The organism is Kosakonia sp. H7A, assembly GCF_003028445.1.
Lineage (GTDB): Bacteria > Pseudomonadota > Gammaproteobacteria > Enterobacterales > Enterobacteriaceae > Kosakonia > Kosakonia radicincitans.
The window spans coordinates 64,816-85,277 of the sequence record NZ_PYTZ01000009.1 but is presented as its reverse complement, the minus strand read 5'-3'; the positions used below and the strand labels follow the sequence as shown (position 1 = coordinate 85,277).

At 53.9% G+C, this 20,462-nt stretch carries 18 protein-coding genes; 4 read left to right on the top strand and 14 right to left on the bottom strand.

Annotation, left to right across the window (positions count from 1 at the left end; all coding sequences use genetic code 11):
* Positions 1-85 precede the first annotated feature (85 nt).
* Positions 86-619, top strand: coding sequence for a glyoxalase superfamily protein (locus tag CWM66_RS23165; protein ID WP_107147350.1), 534 nt, complete (start codon positions 86-88; stop codon positions 617-619).
* A gap of 249 nt (positions 620-868) precedes the next feature.
* On the opposite strand, the gene guaA is transcribed toward CWM66_RS23165, so the two are convergent.
* Together guaA and guaB are read right to left on the bottom strand one after the other, a co-directional pair.
* Complete coding sequence (gene guaA, locus CWM66_RS23160) at positions 869-2,446, bottom strand: glutamine-hydrolyzing GMP synthase (protein ID WP_107147349.1); 1,578 nt, start codon at positions 2,444-2,446, stop codon at positions 869-871.
* 112 nt (positions 2,447-2,558) lie between these two features.
* Positions 2,559-4,025, bottom strand: a complete 1,467-nt coding sequence (gene guaB / locus CWM66_RS23155) for an IMP dehydrogenase (protein WP_007370831.1) — start codon at positions 4,023-4,025, stop codon at positions 2,559-2,561.
* Positions 4,026-4,183: 158 nt separating this feature from the next.
* Between guaB and xseA the strand changes: the two genes are divergently transcribed.
* From xseA to CWM66_RS23140, 3 genes are all read left to right on the top strand, one after another.
* Positions 4,184-5,557 carry an exodeoxyribonuclease VII large subunit gene (gene xseA / locus CWM66_RS23150; protein ID WP_079517536.1) on the top strand — a complete coding sequence of 458 codons (1,374 nt, stop codon included), beginning with the start codon at positions 4,184-4,186 and terminating at the stop codon, positions 5,555-5,557.
* A gap of 64 nt (positions 5,558-5,621) precedes the next feature.
* Positions 5,622-6,647: a M4 family metallopeptidase gene (locus CWM66_RS23145; protein ID WP_107147348.1), complete on the top strand. Its 1,026-nt coding sequence runs from the start codon at positions 5,622-5,624 to the stop codon at positions 6,645-6,647.
* Positions 6,647-6,988, top strand: coding sequence for a protealysin inhibitor emfourin (locus CWM66_RS23140; RefSeq protein ID WP_007370828.1), 342 nt, complete (start codon positions 6,647-6,649; stop codon positions 6,986-6,988). Before CWM66_RS23145 ends, CWM66_RS23140 begins: the two co-directional genes overlap by 1 nt.
* Here CWM66_RS23140 and CWM66_RS23135 read toward each other — a convergent pair.
* The 12 genes from CWM66_RS23135 to pbpC all read right to left on the bottom strand — a co-directional run bounded on the left by CWM66_RS23135 (position 6,985) and on the right by pbpC (position 20,462).
* The gene (locus CWM66_RS23135; RefSeq protein WP_007370827.1) at positions 6,985-7,200 is read right to left on the bottom strand and encodes a zinc ribbon domain-containing protein; all 216 of its coding nucleotides are present in this window, start codon (positions 7,198-7,200) and stop codon (positions 6,985-6,987) included. The two genes, CWM66_RS23140 and CWM66_RS23135, sit on opposite strands and share 4 nt — an antisense overlap.
* Before the next feature lie 287 nt (positions 7,201-7,487).
* A complete protein-coding gene (locus CWM66_RS29585; protein ID WP_369878941.1) occupies positions 7,488-8,006 on the bottom strand; it encodes a hypothetical protein in 519 nt (172 codons plus the stop codon).
* A 51-nt stretch (positions 8,007-8,057) separates the two neighbouring features.
* Positions 8,058-8,627, bottom strand: coding sequence for a hypothetical protein (locus CWM66_RS29580; protein ID WP_369878940.1), 570 nt, complete (start codon positions 8,625-8,627; stop codon positions 8,058-8,060).
* A gap of 321 nt (positions 8,628-8,948) precedes the next feature.
* Entirely contained in the window at positions 8,949-10,424 is a 1,476-nt protein-coding gene (gene der / locus CWM66_RS23125; protein WP_035888175.1) for a ribosome biogenesis GTPase Der, read from the bottom strand.
* A gap of 120 nt (positions 10,425-10,544) precedes the next feature.
* Positions 10,545-11,723 carry an outer membrane protein assembly factor BamB gene (bamB, locus tag CWM66_RS23120; protein ID WP_107147347.1) on the bottom strand — a complete coding sequence of 393 codons (1,179 nt, stop codon included), beginning with the start codon at positions 11,721-11,723 and terminating at the stop codon, positions 10,545-10,547.
* Between the two features lie 10 nt (positions 11,724-11,733).
* A complete protein-coding gene (locus CWM66_RS23115; protein WP_007370822.1) occupies positions 11,734-12,354 on the bottom strand; it encodes a YfgM family protein in 621 nt (206 codons plus the stop codon).
* Positions 12,355-12,390: 36 nt separating this feature from the next.
* A complete protein-coding gene (gene hisS, locus CWM66_RS23110; protein WP_007370821.1) occupies positions 12,391-13,665 on the bottom strand; it encodes a histidine--tRNA ligase in 1,275 nt (424 codons plus the stop codon).
* 108 nt (positions 13,666-13,773) lie between these two features.
* The gene (ispG, locus tag CWM66_RS23105) at positions 13,774-14,892 is read right to left on the bottom strand and encodes a flavodoxin-dependent (E)-4-hydroxy-3-methylbut-2-enyl-diphosphate synthase (protein WP_035888176.1); all 1,119 of its coding nucleotides are present in this window, start codon (positions 14,890-14,892) and stop codon (positions 13,774-13,776) included.
* Positions 14,893-14,918: 26 nt separating this feature from the next.
* Positions 14,919-15,929 (bottom strand): cytoskeleton protein RodZ, encoded by a 1,011-nt coding sequence (rodZ, locus tag CWM66_RS23100; RefSeq protein WP_107147345.1) that lies wholly within the window; start codon positions 15,927-15,929, stop codon positions 14,919-14,921.
* A 292-nt stretch (positions 15,930-16,221) separates the two neighbouring features.
* A complete protein-coding gene (locus CWM66_RS23090) occupies positions 16,222-17,388 on the bottom strand; it encodes a bifunctional tRNA (adenosine(37)-C2)-methyltransferase TrmG/ribosomal RNA large subunit methyltransferase RlmN (protein WP_035888181.1) in 1,167 nt (388 codons plus the stop codon).
* A gap of 170 nt (positions 17,389-17,558) precedes the next feature.
* Positions 17,559-17,990 carry a nucleoside-diphosphate kinase gene (ndk, locus tag CWM66_RS23085; RefSeq protein WP_004144312.1) on the bottom strand — a complete coding sequence of 144 codons (432 nt, stop codon included), beginning with the start codon at positions 17,988-17,990 and terminating at the stop codon, positions 17,559-17,561.
* Between the two features lie 150 nt (positions 17,991-18,140).
* Positions 18,141-20,462 (bottom strand): peptidoglycan glycosyltransferase PbpC, encoded by a 2,322-nt coding sequence (pbpC, locus tag CWM66_RS23080; protein WP_107147342.1) that lies wholly within the window; start codon positions 20,460-20,462, stop codon positions 18,141-18,143.

Sequence of the window (20,462 nt, the reverse complement as noted above, 5' to 3'; positions counted from 1 at the left end):
ATTCTCAACCTCATTAATTTTGAAACTCTTGACGGTCGGGATGTGGTAATGCGAGCCCCACCATTTCCTGACAACAGGAGAAAATATGTTTTCTATCGAGCAAGCCAAACAAATGGCTGCAAAGTTAAAAGCCTCTCTTGAATTACGTGAACATAAGATTTCTTATTCCATTGCGCTCGAAACGGTTGCACACCAGTTAGGCTTCAGAGACTGGAACACTGCGGCAGCAACGTTACTTCCGCAGATCCCCCAGTCTCAAATTCAATTCAGCAAACCCATACCCATCCTACGAATTTTTGATGTCCGAAAAGCACAGGAGTTCTATCTTGAATTTCTGTCATTCAGCGTCGAGTTTGAACACCGGTTCGAGCCCGGTTTACCGCTGTATATGGGCATTGCCAGAGAAGGGTTACAGTTACACCTTTCTGAGCATCACGGTGACGCCAGTCCGGGTGCAACGATATTTATTCCAGTAAAAAATATTGCGTTGTTGAGAAATGAACTCCACGGCAAACAATATGGATACGGTCGCCCGGAAATAGTTAAGCAAAATTGGGGAGACGTCATGGAAGTCCACGATCCGTTTGGCAACCGACTCCGCTTCTGTCAACAAAGCTAGTTTGTCTTTCTTAAATGGGGAATTGCCAATAGGGCTTTCCCCTTTTTAAGGTAAGCATGAATTAAGCAATGTCAGCCTTTGGCACATAACTACGCTCGTACGCTATCAGCGAGGATCGGAATTAACACTGTAAGCGTGTCAAACGATGGATAGCGGATTAAAGTAGCAATAAGCTCTCTAAAATTATTCTCTATAAAAAACCCGCTTTCGCGGGCTTTGAAATATTCGATACATCCAGCAGGAACTAAATCATTCCCACTCAATAGTTGCTGGCGGTTTGCCGCTGATGTCATACACCACGCGGGAGATACCATTGACTTCATTGATGATGCGGTTGGAAACGCGGCCGAGGAAATCGTACGGCAGCTGCGCCCAGTGTGCGGTCATAAAATCGATGGTTTCGACTGCACGCAGAGAGACAACCCAGTCGTATTTACGGCCGTCGCCCATCACGCCAACGGAGCGGACCGGCAGGAATACGGTGAAGGCCTGGCTCACTTTGTTGTAGAGGTCGGCTTTATGCAGCTCTTCGATAAAGATCGCATCGGCACGACGCAGCAGGTCGCAGTACTCTTTCTTCACTTCGCCCAGTACGCGAACGCCAAGGCCCGGCCCCGGGAACGGGTGACGGTACAGCATGTCGTACGGCAGGCCGAGTTCCAGGCCAATTTTACGCACTTCGTCTTTGAACAGCTCTTTCAGCGGCTCAACCAGGCCCATCTTCATCTCTTTCGGCAGACCGCCCACGTTGTGGTGAGATTTAATAACGTGCGCTTTACCGGTTGCGGATGCGGCAGATTCGATCACGTCCGGGTAGATAGTGCCCTGCGCCAGCCATTTCACGTCTTCCAGCTTCAGTGCCTCTTCGTCGAACACTTCCACGAACACGCGGCCGATGATTTTGCGTTTTGCTTCCGGATCGTTCTCGCCAGCCAGTGCTGAAAGGAAGCGATCTTCTGCAGGAACGTGAACAATGTTCAGACCGAAGTGGTCACCGAACATGTCCATCACCTGAGCGGCTTCGTTCAGGCGCAGCAGACCGTTATCAACGAATACGCAGGTCAGGTTTTTGCCGATGGCGCGGTGCAGCAGCATTGCGGTGACGGAGGAGTCCACGCCACCGGAAAGGCCGAGGATCACTTTATCGTCGCCAACCTGCTGACGAATGCGTTCAACCGCGTCGTCGATGATTTTTGCCGGGGTCCACAGCGCTTCGCACTGGCAGATATCGCGCACGAAGCGCTCCAGCATACGCAGGCCCTGGCGGGTGTGGGTCACTTCCGGGTGGAACTGCACGCCGTAAAAACGTTTTTCTTCATTCGCCATGATGGCGAACGGGCAGCTTTCGGTGCTGGCAACGGTTACGAAATCGGACGGAATGGCCGTCACTTTGTCGCCGTGGCTCATCCACACGTCAAGCAGCACTTTGCCTTCGGCGGTCAGGGAATCTTCAATGCCGCGAACCAGCGCGCTGTCGGTCTGCACTTCAACCTGTGCGTAACCGAATTCACGCTCGTTAGAACCTTCAACGTGGCCGCCAAGCTGCATCGCCATGGTCTGCATGCCGTAGCACACGCCGAGCACCGGAACACCGGCTTCGAACACATACTGCGGTGCGCGCGGGCTGTTCTCTTCGGTGGTGCTTTCCGGGCCGCCGGAAAGGATGATGCCGCTTGGGTTGAAGTCGCGGATCTGCGCTTCGGTGACATCCCACGCCCACAGTTCGCAGTAAACGCCCAGTTCACGCACGCGGCGCGCAACCAGCTGGGTGTACTGAGAACCGAAGTCGAGGATGAGAATACGATGTTTATGAATGTTGTCCGTCATTGACGTTACTTCCGAGGCAAGTGGCAATGAATATACTCGTCGTCTTGCAGGCTGAACCTGAACAGAGAGTATGAAAGTCAGCGCCCGGTGAAAGCACCGGGCGCGGAAATCATTAAGAACCCATGCGGTAGTTCGGGGATTCCTTGGTGATGGTCACGTCGTGAACGTGGCTTTCCTGGATACCGGCACCGCTGATGCGTACAAATTCCGCTTTAGTACGCAGGTCGTCGATAGTACCACAGCCGGTCAGACCCATACAGGAGCGCAGGCCGCCCATCTGCTGGTGAATGATCTCTTTCAGGCGGCCTTTATAGGCAACGCGACCTTCGATACCTTCCGGCACCAGTTTGTCGGCAGCGTTATCGCTCTGGAAGTAACGGTCGGAAGAGCCTTTGGACATCGCGCCCAGAGAACCCATACCGCGGTAAGATTTGTAAGAACGGCCCTGGTAGAGTTCGATTTCACCCGGGGATTCTTCAGTACCGGCCAGCATAGAGCCAACCATGACTGCGGCAGCGCCTGCGGCGATGGCTTTGGCGATGTCGCCGGAGAAACGGATACCGCCGTCGGCGATAACCGGAATGCCGGTGCCTTCCAGCGCTTCAACCGCGTCGGAAACCGCAGTGATCTGCGGAACGCCTACGCCGGTTACGATGCGGGTAGTACAGATGGAGCCTGGGCCGATACCGACTTTCACCGCGCTCACGCCAGCTTCAGCCAGGGCACGAGCACCTGCGCCAGTTGCGACGTTACCGCCGATGATTTGCAGATCCGGGTATTTAGCACGGGTTTCGCGAATGCGCTGCAACACGCCTTCGGAGTGGCCGTGAGAGGAGTCGATCAGCAGTACGTCAACGCCTGCAGCAACCAGCGCGTCAACACGCTCTTCGTTACCGGCGCCAGCGCCGACTGCCGCGCCAACGCGCAGCTGGCCTTGCTCATCTTTACAGGCGTTCGGTTTACGTTCTGCTTTCTGGAAGTCTTTCACGGTGATCATGCCGCGCAGGTGGAAACTTTCGTCAACGACCAGCGCTTTTTCAACGCGTTTTTCGTGCATTTTGGCGAATACGACTTCGCGGGATTCCCCTTCGCGAACGGTCACCAGACGCTCTTTCGGCGTCATATACACGCTGACCGGCTGGCTCAGATCGGTGACGAAACGCACGTCACGACCGGTGATGATGCCGACCAGTTCGTTGTCGCCGTTGACAACCGGGTAACCGGCAAAGCCGTTACGTTCGGTCAGTTCTTTTACTTCGCGCAGGGTGGTGGTCGGCAGAACGGTTTGTGGATCTTTAACCACGCCGGATTCATGTTTCTTCACGCGGCGAACTTCTTCCGCCTGGCGCTCGATAGACATGTTTTTGTGAATAAAGCCAATGCCGCCTTCCTGTGCCAGCGCAATCGCCAGACGCGCTTCAGTCACGGTATCCATCGCCGCAGAGAGCATAGGAATGTTCAGGCGAATGGTTTTGGTGAGCTGCGTGCTCAAGTCGGCAGTATTCGGCAGAACGGTGGAGTGAGCGGGAACGAGGAGGACGTCGTCAAACGTCAGTGCTTCTTTAGCAATACGTAGCATGGGCAATATCTCTGACCTGGGGGGTTAAATATTGCCGTGGCATTATACAGAGCGTAACCGATTGCATCCACACTTTTTTGAGAAAAAACTTGCCATCCCCTCGTATCGGGTTACTATCGACTGAATAACCTGCTGATTTAGAATTTGATCTGGCTCACATGTCGTCGTTCCAATCCCCCTCAATTTATACCGTCAGCCGCCTGAACCAGTCGGTGCGTTTACTGCTGGAACGCGAACTCGGTCAGGTGTGGATCAGCGGGGAAATCTCCAATTTTACCCAGCCCGCTTCCGGCCACTGGTACTTCACCTTAAAAGACGATACCGCTCAGGTGCGCTGCGCGATGTTCCGCAACAGCAACCGCCGCGTTACGTTTCGCCCGCAGCACGGCCAGCAGGTGCTGGTTCGCGCCAACATCACACTGTATGAACCGCGCGGGGAATACCAGATTATCGTCGAAAGCATGCAACCGGCCGGTGAAGGCTTGTTGCAGCAGAAGTATGAGCAGCTAAAAGCCAAACTCGCTGCTGAAGGGTTGTTTGATCAGCAGCTTAAGCAGCCTCTTCCCTCGCCTGCGCACTGCGTGGGTGTGATCACGTCGAAAACCGGCGCGGCGCTGCACGATATTCTGCACGTGCTGAAACGCCGCGATCCGTCACTGCCGGTAGTCATCTACCCAACGGCGGTGCAGGGCGAAGACGCGCCGGAGCAGATCGTACGTGCCATTGCGCTGGCAAACGCACGTCAGGAGTGCGACGTGCTGATTGTTGGTCGCGGCGGCGGCTCGCTGGAAGATCTCTGGAGCTTTAACGACGAACGCGTCGCACGTGCGATTTTCGCAAGTCGCATTCCGGTGGTCAGCGCTGTCGGCCATGAAACCGATGTCACGATTGCCGATTTTGTTGCCGATCTGCGCGCGCCAACGCCTTCGGCCGCAGCGGAAATTGTCAGCCGCAACCAGCTTGAATTGCTGCGCCAGGTACAGGCGATGCAGCAGCGCTTAGAGATGTCGATGGATTATTACCTGGCTGGCCGCAACCGCCGCTTTGCCCTGCTGAACCATCGCCTGCAACAGCAGCACCCACAGTTACGGCTGGCACGCCAGCAAACGGTGCTGGAGCGCCTGCAGCAGCGCATGCAAAACGCGCTGGATACACAGTTAAAACGCGCTTCTGCCCGTCAGCAGCGCGTGATGCAACGTCTGAATCAGCAAAACCCGCAGCCGCGGATTCATCGCGCGCAAAGCCGCGTGCAGCAACTGGAATATCGCCTTAGCCAGAACATTCGCGACCGTTTAAGTACCACGCGCGAACGTTTTGGTTCTGCTATTACGCATCTGGAAGCCGTCAGCCCGCTGGCGACGCTGGCGCGCGGTTACAGCGTGACCACCTCTCCGGCTGGCGAAGTTCTGAAAAAAACCCGCCAGGTGAAAGTGGGCGATAAGCTTACCACCCGCCTGAATGACGGCTGGGTGGAGAGTGAAGTCAGCAACGTGACGCCCGTAAAGAAACCGCGCCAGCGTAAATCATCTTAATTTGTACGATTAATCTATAAGCTGCCCCTATACTTTTGTTGTTCTTTTCATCAAGGAGAGCGACATGAAAACACGCCCGTTTAGCAGCGTTATCCCACCCTATATTCTTCGCCGCATTATCGACCATGGATCGGAAATGCAGCAGCGTTGCGCACAACAAACATTAACCCATGTGCAGACGCTGATGGCGCACAGCCACGGCAAACCCAGCGCGCCGCTGGTCACCTCACCCGGCGAGCTGGTACGCGATATTTATGATGCGCAGCAAAAAGAGAGCCTGCCCGGTAAGCAGGTACGCTACGAAGGCCAGCCATCGAATGGTGATGTTGCCGTGGATGAAGCTTACGACTATCTCGGTGTTACCCACGACTTTTTCTGGCAGGTTTTACAGCGTAACTCCCTCGATAATAAGGGAATGGTGTTGAGCGGTACCGTGCATTATGGTCAGCAATATCAGAACGCTTTCTGGAATGGTCAGCAGATGGTGTTTGGCGACGGCGACGGTGAAATCTTCAATCGCTTTACCATCGCGATTGATGTCGTGGCGCATGAACTCAGCCACGGCGTCACAGAAACGGAAGCCGCGCTGATCTATTTTGAACAATCTGGTGCGCTTAATGAGTCGTTATCGGATGTTTTTGGATCGCTGGTGAAGCAGTACCACAAGCAGCAAACGGCGGATCAGGCCGATTGGATCATCGGCGAAGGGTTGCTGGCAAAAGGAATTAATGGCAAAGGCCTGCGTTCAATGTCTCATCCCGGCACCGCCTATGATGACCCGTTGCTGGGTAAAGATCCGCAGCCTGCGCACATGAAAGATTTTGTGAAAACCCGTGAAGATAACGGCGGCGTGCATCTGAATTCCGGTATCCCCAACCGCGCGTTTTACCTTGCGGCGGCGGCGATTGGCGGCTATGCCTGGGAAAAAGCCGGTTACGCCTGGTACGATACCGTCTGCGATAAGGCGCTGGCGCAAAATGCCGATTTCGCTGCCTTTGCGAAACTGACCATTCAGCACGGCGAAAAACGCTCGGGCCAGCAGGTTGCGGACGCTATCGAGAAGGCCTGGAAAGAGGTTGGAGTGTTGTAATGAACGAACCCGAATTGACCGATGATGCTGTGGTCGAAGTCGCCCGCGAAGGCGGGCTGGCTTATATCCCGAAGCTGAGCGGCACGCGAAAAATCGTGATTGCTCAGCTTAACGCGGAACAGCGCCAGCGCCTGGTCAGTATCCTGCATCAGACCCTGCCGCTCGGGCAACCGCCCGGGCAGCCGGATTCACCGGGGCGCGGCGATCAGCGTTTTTACCGTTTGCAGATAACCTGGACTACGCAGCAGACCGATGTGCTGTTGCTGATCCCGGAAAGTAAAGCGCCACCGTCGCTGGTGGAACTGTGGCGCGATGGCGAAGCCTGCATCTGCAAGCCTTAAAGCGGGGTAAATTCGACGCGTTTTTTAGAGATCAACCCGTGGCCGTGCTGGCAAAAAAAGTCCACCGCGCCGCAGGCTTTTAACACTTCCAGAGGCTGATGGCACTCCGGGCAGTTTGCCTGTACTTCAATATCATTGTCGCAACTGTCGCAATGCGCATGCGTTCCCACCAGTTCCAGCGGGTTGTGGCAGATCGGGCATTTGAGATCCATAACGCTCTCCTCGTTTATTTTTTCACTGCCCTTATCATACACCTTAAGTGACAAAACCTGCCGGATTCAGTTCATCAGCCAATTCGTAACACTTCCGCGAATTAAACCTAAAGAATCTGATTTGGAATTGTGGAACTTGTTTTTGGCAATGAAAGCTAAAGAGCTTCGCAATAACCCATGCTGAAAAAATATACTCAATTAAACTTCACTCACTATTACATTTTTTTTAGACGTTATTTTTCATACAAGAATAGCCCCTTATGCAGGGGCAGGATTTGAAGCGGAATTTAAAGCGAACTTTTCTTCGCTCCCTCAACCTCTTCTTTACAAGTGCTATCATTAGTAAAATTATATTGCAGATATAAATACCCGGTATCTGTACCTGTCGCCCGTACGTCGAGAGATACCATACTGAGATTGTTTTTTAATGGAGACCCTTTTTCTCCTTTCCACTCCGCAGATAAAAAGCGTTCTTTTTTATTTAATGCCATCACCCAATCTTGTGGTTCTTTCCAGAGAGAACCAGACAGAAGATAATCGCTTTTGTCGGCTTTACCATAGATAGAGGTTAAGGCGTTACTTAACTCCTCAAACTTCGATTTCAAAGCAATTCCATAACTGTCCGTATTAATGCTTTTACCTACTGCGCGTATTTGACAGAGTCCAGCTTTGGGGGAGATCTGAAGCCCGAACACCTCGAAGTCAGAATTTTGTTTAGGCAATTTCGACGTAGTGTAAAGGTTAACGCTATTTTCTAAAGGCTTAAGTTCAACGCCAGTCATATCTTCAATATTTTGTTTTGACAATCCAGCTTCTAACCCAAATGGTCCTTCTGCCGGAGGAATTTTAGGTGATTGTTAAACCGGACTGTTTTGCTGTGCGGGTTCCTTGTCGACTTTTGTGTTACTTATTGATTGTGAATCAACTTTGATCTCAGCCAGGCCATATTTAGCGATTAAATATTTCTGCTGTAGCATCGCCATACTTTGTTCTTGCGTCGCAACAGTCGACAATTTCAAAGCCTGGATTAATCCGCCAGTATACTGGTTAGCATCGGCCTTCGCTTCATCGATTCTGGTATTAAGAGTGTCCATTTCGGCTTTAATCGAACTGGCAAGTTCCGGATCAGGTTTTACGCTACTGACGGCTATTTCAATCTTCGCCCCTGCTTCAATCGCATTAATACGCTGTTCCAAAAGAGCCTTATTGGTTCCTAAAACTTCCAGCCTTGCCGTAACCAGATTCTTAATTAGCCCGCCCGCAAACTGCTTACCTGTCTCATTCGCAGCAGAGATTTCAGTTTCCGTGCGTGATAATTCATTTTTTAGATTTGTGACTTCCTGTTTCTGCTCAGGGGTCAATTCTTTAGGGCCACACCCCGTCAACAGAGTTAATGCCAGCAATGTTGCTACAACCGTTTTTTTCATATCCCTATCTCATCTGTAAATGATGAGATTAATCCTAACAGGAAGTTTTTTTCTTTTAAACGATTGCAGACATATCCTCCTCGTTTCGGAAGACCTTGTTATATAAATTGAAAAATGTGACGGGTTACGATCTGGAAGTAATTTCATCTGAGGCGCCATGCGCCCAACCGGTGAAGGGAAAAATAGCCGGTGCCGCCGTGAAGCATCACTACCGCTTCAAATACACTTTATAATTTGCCTGGGCTTAAAACGTAAAACCCCTACTCGTTGGCTATCCAACTTTCGGGGTTCGCTTCAGATTTGCGGGTTTAAAGCGAGTAATTACTTACTCTTCTTAATGTGTTTAATCAGGCGCTTACGCTTACGCAGCTGGTTCGGCGTCAGGGTGTTGCGCTTATCCGCAAACGGGTTTTCCCCTTCCTTGAACTGAATACGGATTGGCGTACCCATTACGTCCAGCGATTTGCGGAAGTAGTTCATCAGATAGCGTTTATAGGAATCCGGCAGGTCTTTTACCTGGTTGCCGTGGATCACCACAATCGGCGGGTTATAACCACCGGCGTGGGCATATTTCAGCTTCACGCGGCGACCGCGCACCAGCGGCGGCTGATGATCTTCCGCCGCCATATTCATAATACGGGTCAACAGCGCGGTACTGACGCGACGTGTGGAGCTGTCATAAGCTTCGCGTACGGATTCGAACAGGTTGCCAACACCGCTGCCGTGCAGCGCAGAGATAAAATGCACTCGGGCAAAGTCGATAAAGCCGAGACGGTAATCCAGCGTCTCTTTAACCTGCTCTTTCACTTCCTGGCTCAGGCCGTCCCACTTGTTGACGACAATCACCAGCGAGCGACCGCTGTTGAGGATGAAGCCCAGCAGCGACAAATCCTGGTCGGAAATACCTTCGCGGGCATCAATCACCAGCAGTACGACGTTGGCGTCTTCAATCGCTTGCAGGGTTTTGATAACGGAGAATTTCTCCACCACATCAGTGATTTTGCCACGCTTACGTACACCGGCGGTGTCGATAAGTACGTACTCACGTTCATCGCGCTGCATCGGAATGTAGATGCTGTCGCGCGTGGTGCCCGGCATGTCGTACACCACCACGCGGTCTTCGCCGAGGATGCGGTTAGTGAGTGTAGACTTACCGACGTTCGGACGACCGACAATCGCCAGCTTAATTGGCAGATCCTGCGGGTTGAACTCCTCTTCCGGCTCTTCTTCTTCACCTTTTTCACTGGCTTCGAACTGCGCCCAGTATTCGGCGTCTTCATCCACCTCTTCCGGCGGATTCAGTTCGTCCATCCACGGCATCAGCACGTGTTCCAGCAGGCTGGTGACGCCGCGACCGTGAGAAGCGGCGATGGCATAAATTTCACCGAGGCCCAGCGCGTAGAAATCCGCGGTTGCCTGATCCGGGTCCAGACCGTCGGTTTTGTTAGCGACGAGGAAAGTCGGTTTTTCGCGTGAACGCAGATGCTTAGCAATAGCCGTATCTGCTGGCATCAGACCCGCGCGGGCATCCACCATAAACAGCACAACATCGGCTTCTTCAATCGCCAGCAGCGACTGTTCCGCCATGCGCGTTTCCACACCGTCTTCAGTGCCATCAATACCGCCGGTATCGATACAGATAAATTCGCGGCCTTCTACTTCAGCACGACCGTACTTACGGTCACGAGTCAGACCCGGGAAATCGGCCACCAGCGCATCACGGGTGCGTGTTAAGCGGTTAAATAGCGTGGATTTTCCAACGTTAGGGCGCCCGACAAGCGCGACCACAGGTACCATGTTTAAAGCCTCATTACAGGAAATTCATTAGCAAAACGTCGCAATTTGCGCGGCGTTTTAAAAACAGGAAAACGGCTCCTGCAACAGGAGCCGTCTTCGGAAACGACAAACTCAGCGCAGTTAGCGCGAGAGTGCGTACAGCGTACCGTCTTTCGCCTGGATCAGCAGCTTGCCACCAGCTACGACTGGCTCGGTCAGGAAACCGGAACTGTCGACTTTCTGCTGCGCGACGAAGCGCCCGTCTTCAACGTTGATCCAGTGAACATAACCTTCACTATCGCCTGTCACGATGTAACCATTATACAACGCCGGAGCGGTAAGGTTACGGTGCAGCAGATCGCTTTGCGTCCACAGGGTCACGCCACCGTCGGTGGTCAGTGCCAGAACGCGGTCATTCTGATCGATAATGTAGATACGATTACCATCAACAACGAAGTCGCTCACCGAGCCCAGCTCACGTTTCCACATGATCTGGCCGCTGCGCAGATCCAGCGCCGTCAGGTTGCCGTTATAAGCCAGTGCATAAACGACGTTGTCAACCACAACCGGCGTGGTATCCACATCGCTCAGGCGATCGATTTCGGTCGGGCCGTTCGCCTGGGAGATACGCTGCTGCCAAATCATCTGCCCCTGCTGCATCAGTACCGCGCTCACACGGCCATTATCGCCACCAACAATCGCAGCGCCAAAGGCGGTAGTCGGCGCAGATTCGCCGCGCAGGGAGAGCGCAGGCATATCCAGGTTGACCGTCCATTTCACCGCGCCATCGCTTTCATTCAGCGCCTGCAACTGGCCGTTACTGGTATGAATCAGCACCAGACCGTCGCTCACTACCGGGCGGGAAAGTGCTTCACCAGCAACTTTTGCATGCCAGGCCTTCGAACCATCGCTGGTATTGAGGGCATAAACCTGCGCTTTTTCAGTACCGACGTACACATGACCGCCAGAAACGGTTACACCGCCGGAAAGCAACGCAGCGCGCGTGGAGAACCAGCCGTCTTTCTCTGCCAGATTGACCGACCAGATTTCATGGCCGTCTTCAATGCTGACCGCTTTCACCACGCCGTGACGATCGGCAGCATACACTACGCCGTCAGCAAATGCCGGGTGCAGGTTAGAATAGAAATCGCCGATACCGTTGCCGACAGAAGTGCTCCACGCGGTTGTCGGGGTGAACTGATTTTCAACCACCGGCAGCGGGGACATTTTGACAACATCTTCTTCGCTATTGAACAGGGAACAGCCGCTCAATAACGTCACGGAAAGCAGCCCTGGCAGAAGTAATTTACGCAATTGCATCGGGTCCCTCTTAGATGGACAAATTATTAATTTTCATCTGCATCATTTCGCTGAGCGCAGGAGAAGCATTGTTTTTAATGCCGTTTTCCCATGCGGTGCGCGCACCTTGTTTGTCGCCTTTGCTCAACAGCGCTTCACCGCGCAGATCGGCAACAATTGCCGACCAGCTTTCGCCTTTAACGGCATCCAGCGTTTTGAGCGCAGCGTCTTGCTGCTTCTGCTGCACCTGAACACGGGCCAGACGAACGTTGATCATCGACTGCAGATTTTCATCACTGGTCGCAGCAAGCCCCTGTTGCAATTGCGCGGCTGCTTTATCCAGTTCATTTTTTTCTACGTATTGCTGTGCCAGTTCCAGTGAAGCCAGCGCGCCATAAGTGTTTTTGTTGTCAGCGGCAAATTTCTCCGCAGCTGTGAACGACTCTGGCTTATCAGCCTGAAGCGCGGAAATCGCGTTTTCATAGGCCTGCGATGAAGCTCTCGCCGTATCTGCCTGATGGCCGTTCCAGTAACGCCAGCCCATCAGCGCACCAATACCCAAAACAACCCCAACAGCCAGCGCTTTGCCATTTTCGGCAAAGAAGCGCTTGATAGCGTCAACCTGGTCGTTTTCGTTCTCGTAAATTTCCACGCAATCCTTCTCCTTAACGATAATTCACCGGCGAGATTAGCCCAGTAGTGTGCGCAAATGCGCTGCAACGCTATCCTGCGTTACCGTACTCTGTTCACCAGAGCGTAAATCCTTCACCACAACATTACCGTCGGCGATTTCAGACTCGCCGAGCACCAGTGCGACGCGAGCGCCCCACTTATCTGCACGAGCGAATTGCTTTTTGAAATTGCCGCCGCCGTGGTTCATCATCAGCCTCACGCCAGGCAACGCATCGCGTACCTGTTCGCCCAACTGCATTGCAGCGGACTGCGTATTGGCGCCTGACGCCACCAGGTATATATCGACAACGGATTCTGCTTTAAATTCCGGATTAACTGCCTGAACCAACAAAACAAGTCGTTCAAGGCCCATCGCAAAGCCAACCGCCGGGGTCGCGCGACCGCCAAGTTGCTCAACCAGACCGTCATAACGACCGCCTGCGCAGACGGTTCCCTGCGCACCAAGGCTGGTTGTCACCCATTCGAAAACAGTGCGGTTGTAGTAGTCAAGACCGCGCACCAGACGCTGGTTAACGGTATACGCGATACCGGCGTCATCAAGGAAAGCGCACAGCCCGGCGAAATGTTCGCGGGATTCGTCGTCGAGGTAATCACCCAGTTTCGGCGCGTCGTTCAGCAGAGTCTGGATGTCCTGATTTTTAGTATCCAGCACGCGCAACGGGTTGGTATACATGCGGCGCAGGCAATCTTCGTCCAGCTTATCTTTATGCTGTTCAAGGAATGCGACCAGCGCATCGCGGTAAGTTGCGCGTGCTTCCAGCGAACCAATAGAGTTGAGTTCAAGGGCAACGTGAGACGCAATGCCCAGCTCACGCCACCAGCGGGCGGTAAGCATAATCAGCTCAGCATCGATATCCGGCCCTTGCAGACCAAACACTTCGACACCCAGTTGATGGAACTGGCGATAGCGCCCTTTCTGCGGACGCTCGTAGCGGAACATCGGCCCGACATACCACAAGCGCTGTTCCTGATTGTACAGAAGACCATGCTCGATGCCGGCGCGTACACAGCCCGCCGTACCTTCAGGACGCAGCGTCAGGCTATCGCCGTTGCGATCGTCAAAGGTATACATCTCTTTTTCAACCACGTCGGTTACTTCGCCGATCGCGCGTTTGAATAACGGGGTCTGCTCTACAATCGGCAAACGGATTTCACTGTAACCGTAGCTGCCGAGCACGTTTTTCAGGGTGCTTTCAATGCGCTGCCAGATGGCGGTTTCGCCAGGCAGATAATCGTTCATGCCGCGAATGGCTTGAATATTCTTTGCCACGTTTATTCTCTTTATGAATACAAAAAATGAACCCTCAGGGCCGCGACGAGTCAGGGTCGCGCCGGGCGGGTTCATCATACACGGGAAGCCAGTCGCTTCCCAGCTACGTTATTTTTCTACCTGTTGCACGTCGATGCGGCGCGCTTCATCCAGAATTGACGCTTTTGCGCGAATACGGGCCTCAAGCTGAGCGATCATATCTGCGTTATCAAGGCGATCTTTGCGCACGCCGTCTTCATACAGGCCGCTTTTCTTATTACCGCCCGTCACGCCGAGCGTGGAGACCAGCGCTTCACCAGGGCCGTTCACCACGCAGCCGATAATGGAGACATCCATCGGCGTAATGATATCTTCCAGCCGCTGTTCCAGCGCGTTAACCGTACCGATCACGTCGAACTCCTGGCGGGAGCAGGTCGGGCAGGCGATAAAGTTGATCCCGCGGGAACGAATACGCAGTGATTTCAGAATATCAAAACCGACTTTGATCTCTTCTACCGGATCGGCGGCCAGCGAAATGCGCAGAGTATCGCCGATGCCTTCAGAGAGCAGTAAGCCAAGCCCGATAGCGGATTTCACTGCACCTGCACGGGCACCGCCCGCTTCGGTGATCCCGAGATGCAACGGCTGATCGATCTGCTTCGCCAGCAGACGATAGGATTCGACGGCGAGGAATACGTCAGAGGCTTTCACGCTGACTTTGAATTGATCGAAGTTAAGACGATCGAGGTGATCGACATGACGCATTGCCGATTCGAGCAGCGCCTGCGGTGTCGGTTCACCGTACTTTTCCTGCAGATCTTTTTCCAGCGAACCGGCGTTAACGCCGATGCGGATTGGGATATTTTTATCGCGGGCGCAGTCAACTACCGTGCGGATACGTTCTTCGTTACCGATATTGCCGGGGTTGATGCGCAGGCAGTCAACGCCATATTCGGCCACTTTCAGCGCAATGCGGTAGTCAAAATGGATGTCCGCCACCAGCGGAACACTCACCTGCTGTTTGATAAGTTTAAAGGCTTCTGCCGCATCCATCGTAGGGACAGAGACACGGACAATATCCGCACCGACGCGCTCCAGCGCCTTGATTTGATTGACCGTCGCTTCCACATCCGTGGTGCGCGTGTTGGTCATTGATTGCACAGCGATGGGAGCCCCATCGCCGATCGGCACGTTCCCCACGTAAATCCGTTTCGATTTCCGACGTTGAATCGGGGCCTGGTTATGCATGAAAAATCTCCCGCGTTGCCCGTCTGTTACTGTGTTGCTGATTGTTCGGCATTGAGGGTCAGACGCGCAACCTGGTTAGTTCTGATAAAACGACTCAGATCGACAGGTTTTCCCTGATACTGGATCTGTACTGCTGCCGGAGCGCCAATTTTCAATTTATACGGCGCCTGACCGGTCAGATTGAGCGTGGCATCTTTACGTTGCAGGCCGCTAAACAGTTTTTTACCGGTCGCATCGCTCACTTCGAGCCAGCAGTCGGCATTGAAACTCATCACCAGCGCATTGGTATCGGCGACAGCGCCAGCAACACCAGCCTGATCGGTAGGCAGTTGCCCATTGTTCGCGGTTGCAGCAGGCTGCTGAGTTGATTCAACATTCGCCTGAGACGGAGAAACCACCTGGTTCTGGTTGGCGGTATTCGCTGGCGCTTGCTGCGCAGTAGCCGGCGCCTGTGCAGTGGTTGCCGGAGCCGGGGCTTCAATCGGCGTAGAGGAGTTATCGTCCGTCGCGGCAGCAGTGGCAGGATCGTTGTTCAACGGTACACTTTGCGCGTTATTGCTGCTGTTGCTGGCATTAAGTTCCGCAGAGGATTGATCGGCCATCGTGCTGATCTCTTCCTGCTGCGCTTTATGATTCTGCCACCACCAGGCACCCGTCAACCCCACCACCACAAACAGCACCAGCCAGGTAAAACTCATCAACCAGCCATCGCGTTTTTTGCGCGGTTTGCCTAAAGCAAAGGTCTGCATCGGAGCAACTTTCGCCGCTCTGACCGGCGCTTGCTTCTCGATCATCGGCAGTAATTCTTCTTCGGGGATGTGCACCAGGCGGGCATACGAGCGGATATAACCACGCACAAACGTCGATGCCAGATCGGCAGGCGATCGATCCTCTTCGATATCGCGTACCGTGGAGACCTTCAGACACAAGCGTTCTGCAACCGCCTGTTGGCTGAGTCCAAGTTGTTCACGGGCGCTGCGCAGACGAACGCCAGTGGTTTGTACTTCGTTTTGGTCTTGAGTGGCTTCAGTATTCATTCGCTACAACTACTGGTACGTGAAAAGTAAACATTCAGGCGCGTGTGGCCACAATGCCCACACGCGCCGCGAAATAACCGGGTCAGTTAAACGTAGACCCACAGTATAAGACTGTCAGGCTCGTCATAACAGAACAGCTTTAGGCACTTTTTGCTAAGCCGTTGTTCCATCACTACATACTGCCTTAAAGTCAGGAGAAACGCACCGTAATTATTATTAGCCTGCATACGTACAGGCCAAATATTCGACATTTGTATAAAATGCAGCACATTCTTCGCGCTGCATAGCAGCCTTACAGCGCCTTCACCGCAATCGTTTCACCCTGCATACGCTTACGCATTGTACGCTTGGTGCGGTCGATCACATCGCCAGCCAACTGACCACAAGCGGCGTCGATATCATCACCGCGCGTTTTACGCACGATGGTGGTAAAGCCATAGCTCATCAGCACTTTGCAGAAACGATCGATACGGCTGTTGGAGCTACGACCATACGGCGCGCCCGGGAACGGGTTCCACGGAATCAGGTTGATTTTGCACGGCGTATCTTTCAGCAGTTCGGCCAGTTCATGTGCATGCTCCGTTCCATCGTTTACATGGTCCAGCATCACATACTCAATGGTCACACGGCCCTGGTTGGCGTTGGATTTTCCAATGTAACGACGAACGGCGCCGAGGAAGGTTTCGATATTGTACTTTTTGTTGATCGGTACAATTTCATCACGAATTTCATCGTTTGGCGCATGCAGGGAGATGGCCAGCGCAACGTCAATCATATCGCCCAGCTTATCCAGCGCCGGAACCACGCCTGAAGTCGAGAGCGTGACACGACGTTTAGAAAGACCAAAACCGAAATCATCCAGCATGATCTCCATCGCCGGTACCACGTTCGTCAGGTTGAGCAGCGGCTCGCCCATGCCCATCATCACCACGTTGGTGATCGGGCGAGTGCCGGTGACTTTCGCTGCGCCGATAATTTTCGCCGCACGCCACACCTGGCCAATGATTTCGGAAACGCGCAGGTTGCGGTTGAAACCCTGTTGCGCGGTAGAGCAGAATTTACACTCCAGCGCACATCCCACCTGTGAAGAGACGCAGAGCGTTGCACGGTCTTCTTCTGGGATATAAACGGTTTCAACGCGCTGATCGCCAACGGCAATCGCCCATTTGATGGTGCCATCGGAAGAGCGTTGTTCTTCCACAACTTCCGGGGCGCGAATTTCAGCCACTTCTTTTAATTTGTTGCGCAGAACTTTGTTGATGTCGGTCATCTCATCAAAGTCGTCGCTGCAATAGTGATACATCCACTTCATCACCTGGTCGGCGCGGAAGGGTTTTTCACCTAAGTTTTTGAAAAATTCACGCATCTGCTGACGATTCAAATCCAGCAGGTTAATTTTTGCGTCTTTGTTTGGAACCGTGAGAGCGTCGTTCTCAGGCATGGCAATTTGTTCAGACATATTTTATTCCGGCCTCGTTATTACACGTTATGGCCCGTGGAGGGTTGAAAAGAAGCGCCCCAGGCAAGCATCTGCTCATCCTGGGGCGCAGTATTGTACAAATTCTGACGCACAGATACCACGTTTGCACGCGGCATTTGCCAAAGAAAAGTGTAAAACTCGTTACACGATTAGCGCGTGCGCGGGCAAACTTCGCCTTCAGCAAAGAAGAAAGCGATTTCGCGGGCCGCAGATTCTACGGAATCGGAACCGTGCGTACCGTTTTCAGTGAAGCTGTCTGCGTAGTCAGCGCGCAGAGTACCAGCCAGCGCATTCGCCGGGTTGGTTGCGCCCAGCAGATCGCGGTGACGCTGCACAGCGTTTTCACCTTCCAGTACAGAAACCACGATCGGGCCAGACGTCATGAACTCAACCAGACCGTCAAAGAACGGGCGACCTTCATGCTCGGCGTAGAAACCGCGCGCCTGCTCAACGGTCAGGTGCAGCATTTTGGTGCCAACGATTTTGAAACCAGCCGCTTCGAAGCGAGAGAAGATGCTGCCAATAACGTTTTTTGCCACCGCGTTCGGTTTAATGATGGAAAAAGTACGTTCAATAGCCATGTTTACCTCTGTAAGTTGTTCTGTTGCCCTGAATAGGTGTGGCGCGGATTATAAAGAGCAACGCGGGCGTTGCCTATGGATGAAGGTAACATTTTTTTAAAATGAGACGAGTTTTAGCAACACTGTTCACCAAACTCGCCATTTGCGCGGTTATTGCACAGTAAACTGCACTGTCGCAACCTGTCCCGCATCATCCATAACCAATAACTGATATTCACCGGCTTTATCAAGCCGCAGATTCAATAAACTCGTATGCATCGTTAACGGCTCGCCATTTAAAAACCACCAGCGCTCCCCTTCTCCACCACTGCTTTGCAACGGTAGCAGCGCAAATGCCTGTCCCGGAACGCGTTTGATCACTGCGCCTTCCCGCACGCCGCTTAGTAACAGCGGTGGCGGTGCGTTATCATCGCGCGGAGGACAACGGGGATCGGCGGCAGGCAAGCGCGCAGCGCGACGTTCACTGACAGGCAACCAGGGTTCCAGCGGTCGCGGCCAGACAATCCAGGTTTTCTGCTGCGCATCCGGGCAATCCGCCGCCACTCTGCGCCCTGCGCTGTTTAACCACAGCGGAAAGCGAATGCCGTGCAACCCTTCCTGCTCCGGCATCAGCAGCGTTGGCGGCTGGCTACCGTCCAGTAACCACGTTGCCAGGCGGCGGCGACAATTGCTGTCTCCCTCTGGCAGACTCTGCCCTCCCGGCCAGCAAATGGTGCCGCTACTTACGGAAGCTGGACGCGGATCGCGCGGCAGGCGGGATTGTTCGATTGCCGAGCGCGGTTGCAGCAGGTTGTTAACCTGATTCAACAGCGGCACTGCACTGGCGAAACCAAACTGACCGGCAACGGGTGTACCGTCCGGCCGCCCCGTCCAGATGCCGATCACATAGCGAGCATTAATACCGATCGCCCACGCATCGCGGTAGCCATAGCTGGTACCGGTTTTCCATGCCAGCGGCACCACCTGCGGCAACATGTCATCCGGTACCGGCTGTGCTTCGCCAGCCAGAATACGGCGGATGATCCACGCTGCGCCCGGCGACATCAACCGGCGTTCTTCCAGCGGAGCATTCGGCGTCATGCGTAATCTTCCCGCATTGCCGTGACGGGCAAAGGCACTGTAGGCCGCTGCGATATCCTCCAGCCGCGCTCCTGCGCCACCGAGGATCATCGCCAGATTGGGTTCTGCACCGGCAGGCAGAATCAACGGCAGACCGGCATTGCGCAGGTTAGCGGCGAAGGTTTTCGGGCCATAGGCTTCCAGCACCTGTACCGCAGGCAGGTTCAGCGATCTTACCAGCGCTTCGCTCATACTCACCGGGCCATGAAAACCGCTGTCGAAATTACCGGGGCGATAATCTCCCACCCGGCGCGGAACGTCCTGCAATAGCGAGGCCGGATGAATCAGACCGTCATCAAGTGCCAGACCATAAATAAAGGGTTTTAATACCGACCCCGGCGAACGGACCGCGCTGACCATATCAACATGACTAAAGCGGCTGTCATCATTAATATCCACCGATCCGACCCAGCCACGCACCTTCATGTTGGTGTGATCGACAACGATTATCGCCAGCGAACTGCGCGGCGGTAAACGCGACTTTACACCCAGCGCCATCTCTTCCAGTTGCCGTTGCAGGCTGGCATCAAGCGTGGTCGTTATCTTCAACGCCTTACTGGATGCCAGCATGCGCCGGGCAAATAATGGGGCCAGTTGCGGCATCTGTCGCGGAGCCAGCCACACCGGCTCTTCGCGCGACTCTTGCACCTGCGAGGCAGGCCACACTTTTTGCGCCACCATGCGATCCAGCACTTTGTCGCGCGCCGCCTGCGCGCGTTGCGGCCAGCGATCCGGCCGCAATCGGCTGGGTGCCTGCGGCAAAACGGCCAACAGTGCCGCTTCGGAATAGCTGAGTTTCGCCGGTGATTTACCCAGGTAAGCCCAGCTCGCCGCGCCAACTCCCTGCAACGTGCCGCCAAACGGCGCGCGATTAAGGTACAGGGTGAAGATCTCGCGTTTGGAAAGGTGCCACTCCAGTTGCATCGCGCGCCATAGCTGGCGGATTTTGCCGCCAAAAGTGCGCGGGTGCGGATCCAGCAACCTGGCGACCTGCATGGTCAGCGTGCTGCCGCCAGATACCACCCGTCCGGCGCGCAAATCCTGCCAGGCGGCCCGCAAAACGGAAAACGGATTAACGCCGGGGTGCGCCCAGAACCAGCGATCTTCATACTGAATGAGCGCCTGTAAATAGTGCGGCGAAACCTCTTCGATGGTCACCGGATAGCGCCAGATGCCCTCCGCGTCGGCAAAACGCCATAACGGCGTTCCCTCTTCCGCTACCACCACCCGTGCGGGAGCGACTTCATTCAGCGGTAACGGCCAGATTCTGTCCGCAGCAATAACGCCGAGAATCAGCAACAACAGCCCTCCCGCCAGCCAGCGCCAGCGGGTATGTAACAGAAGCTTTTTCAC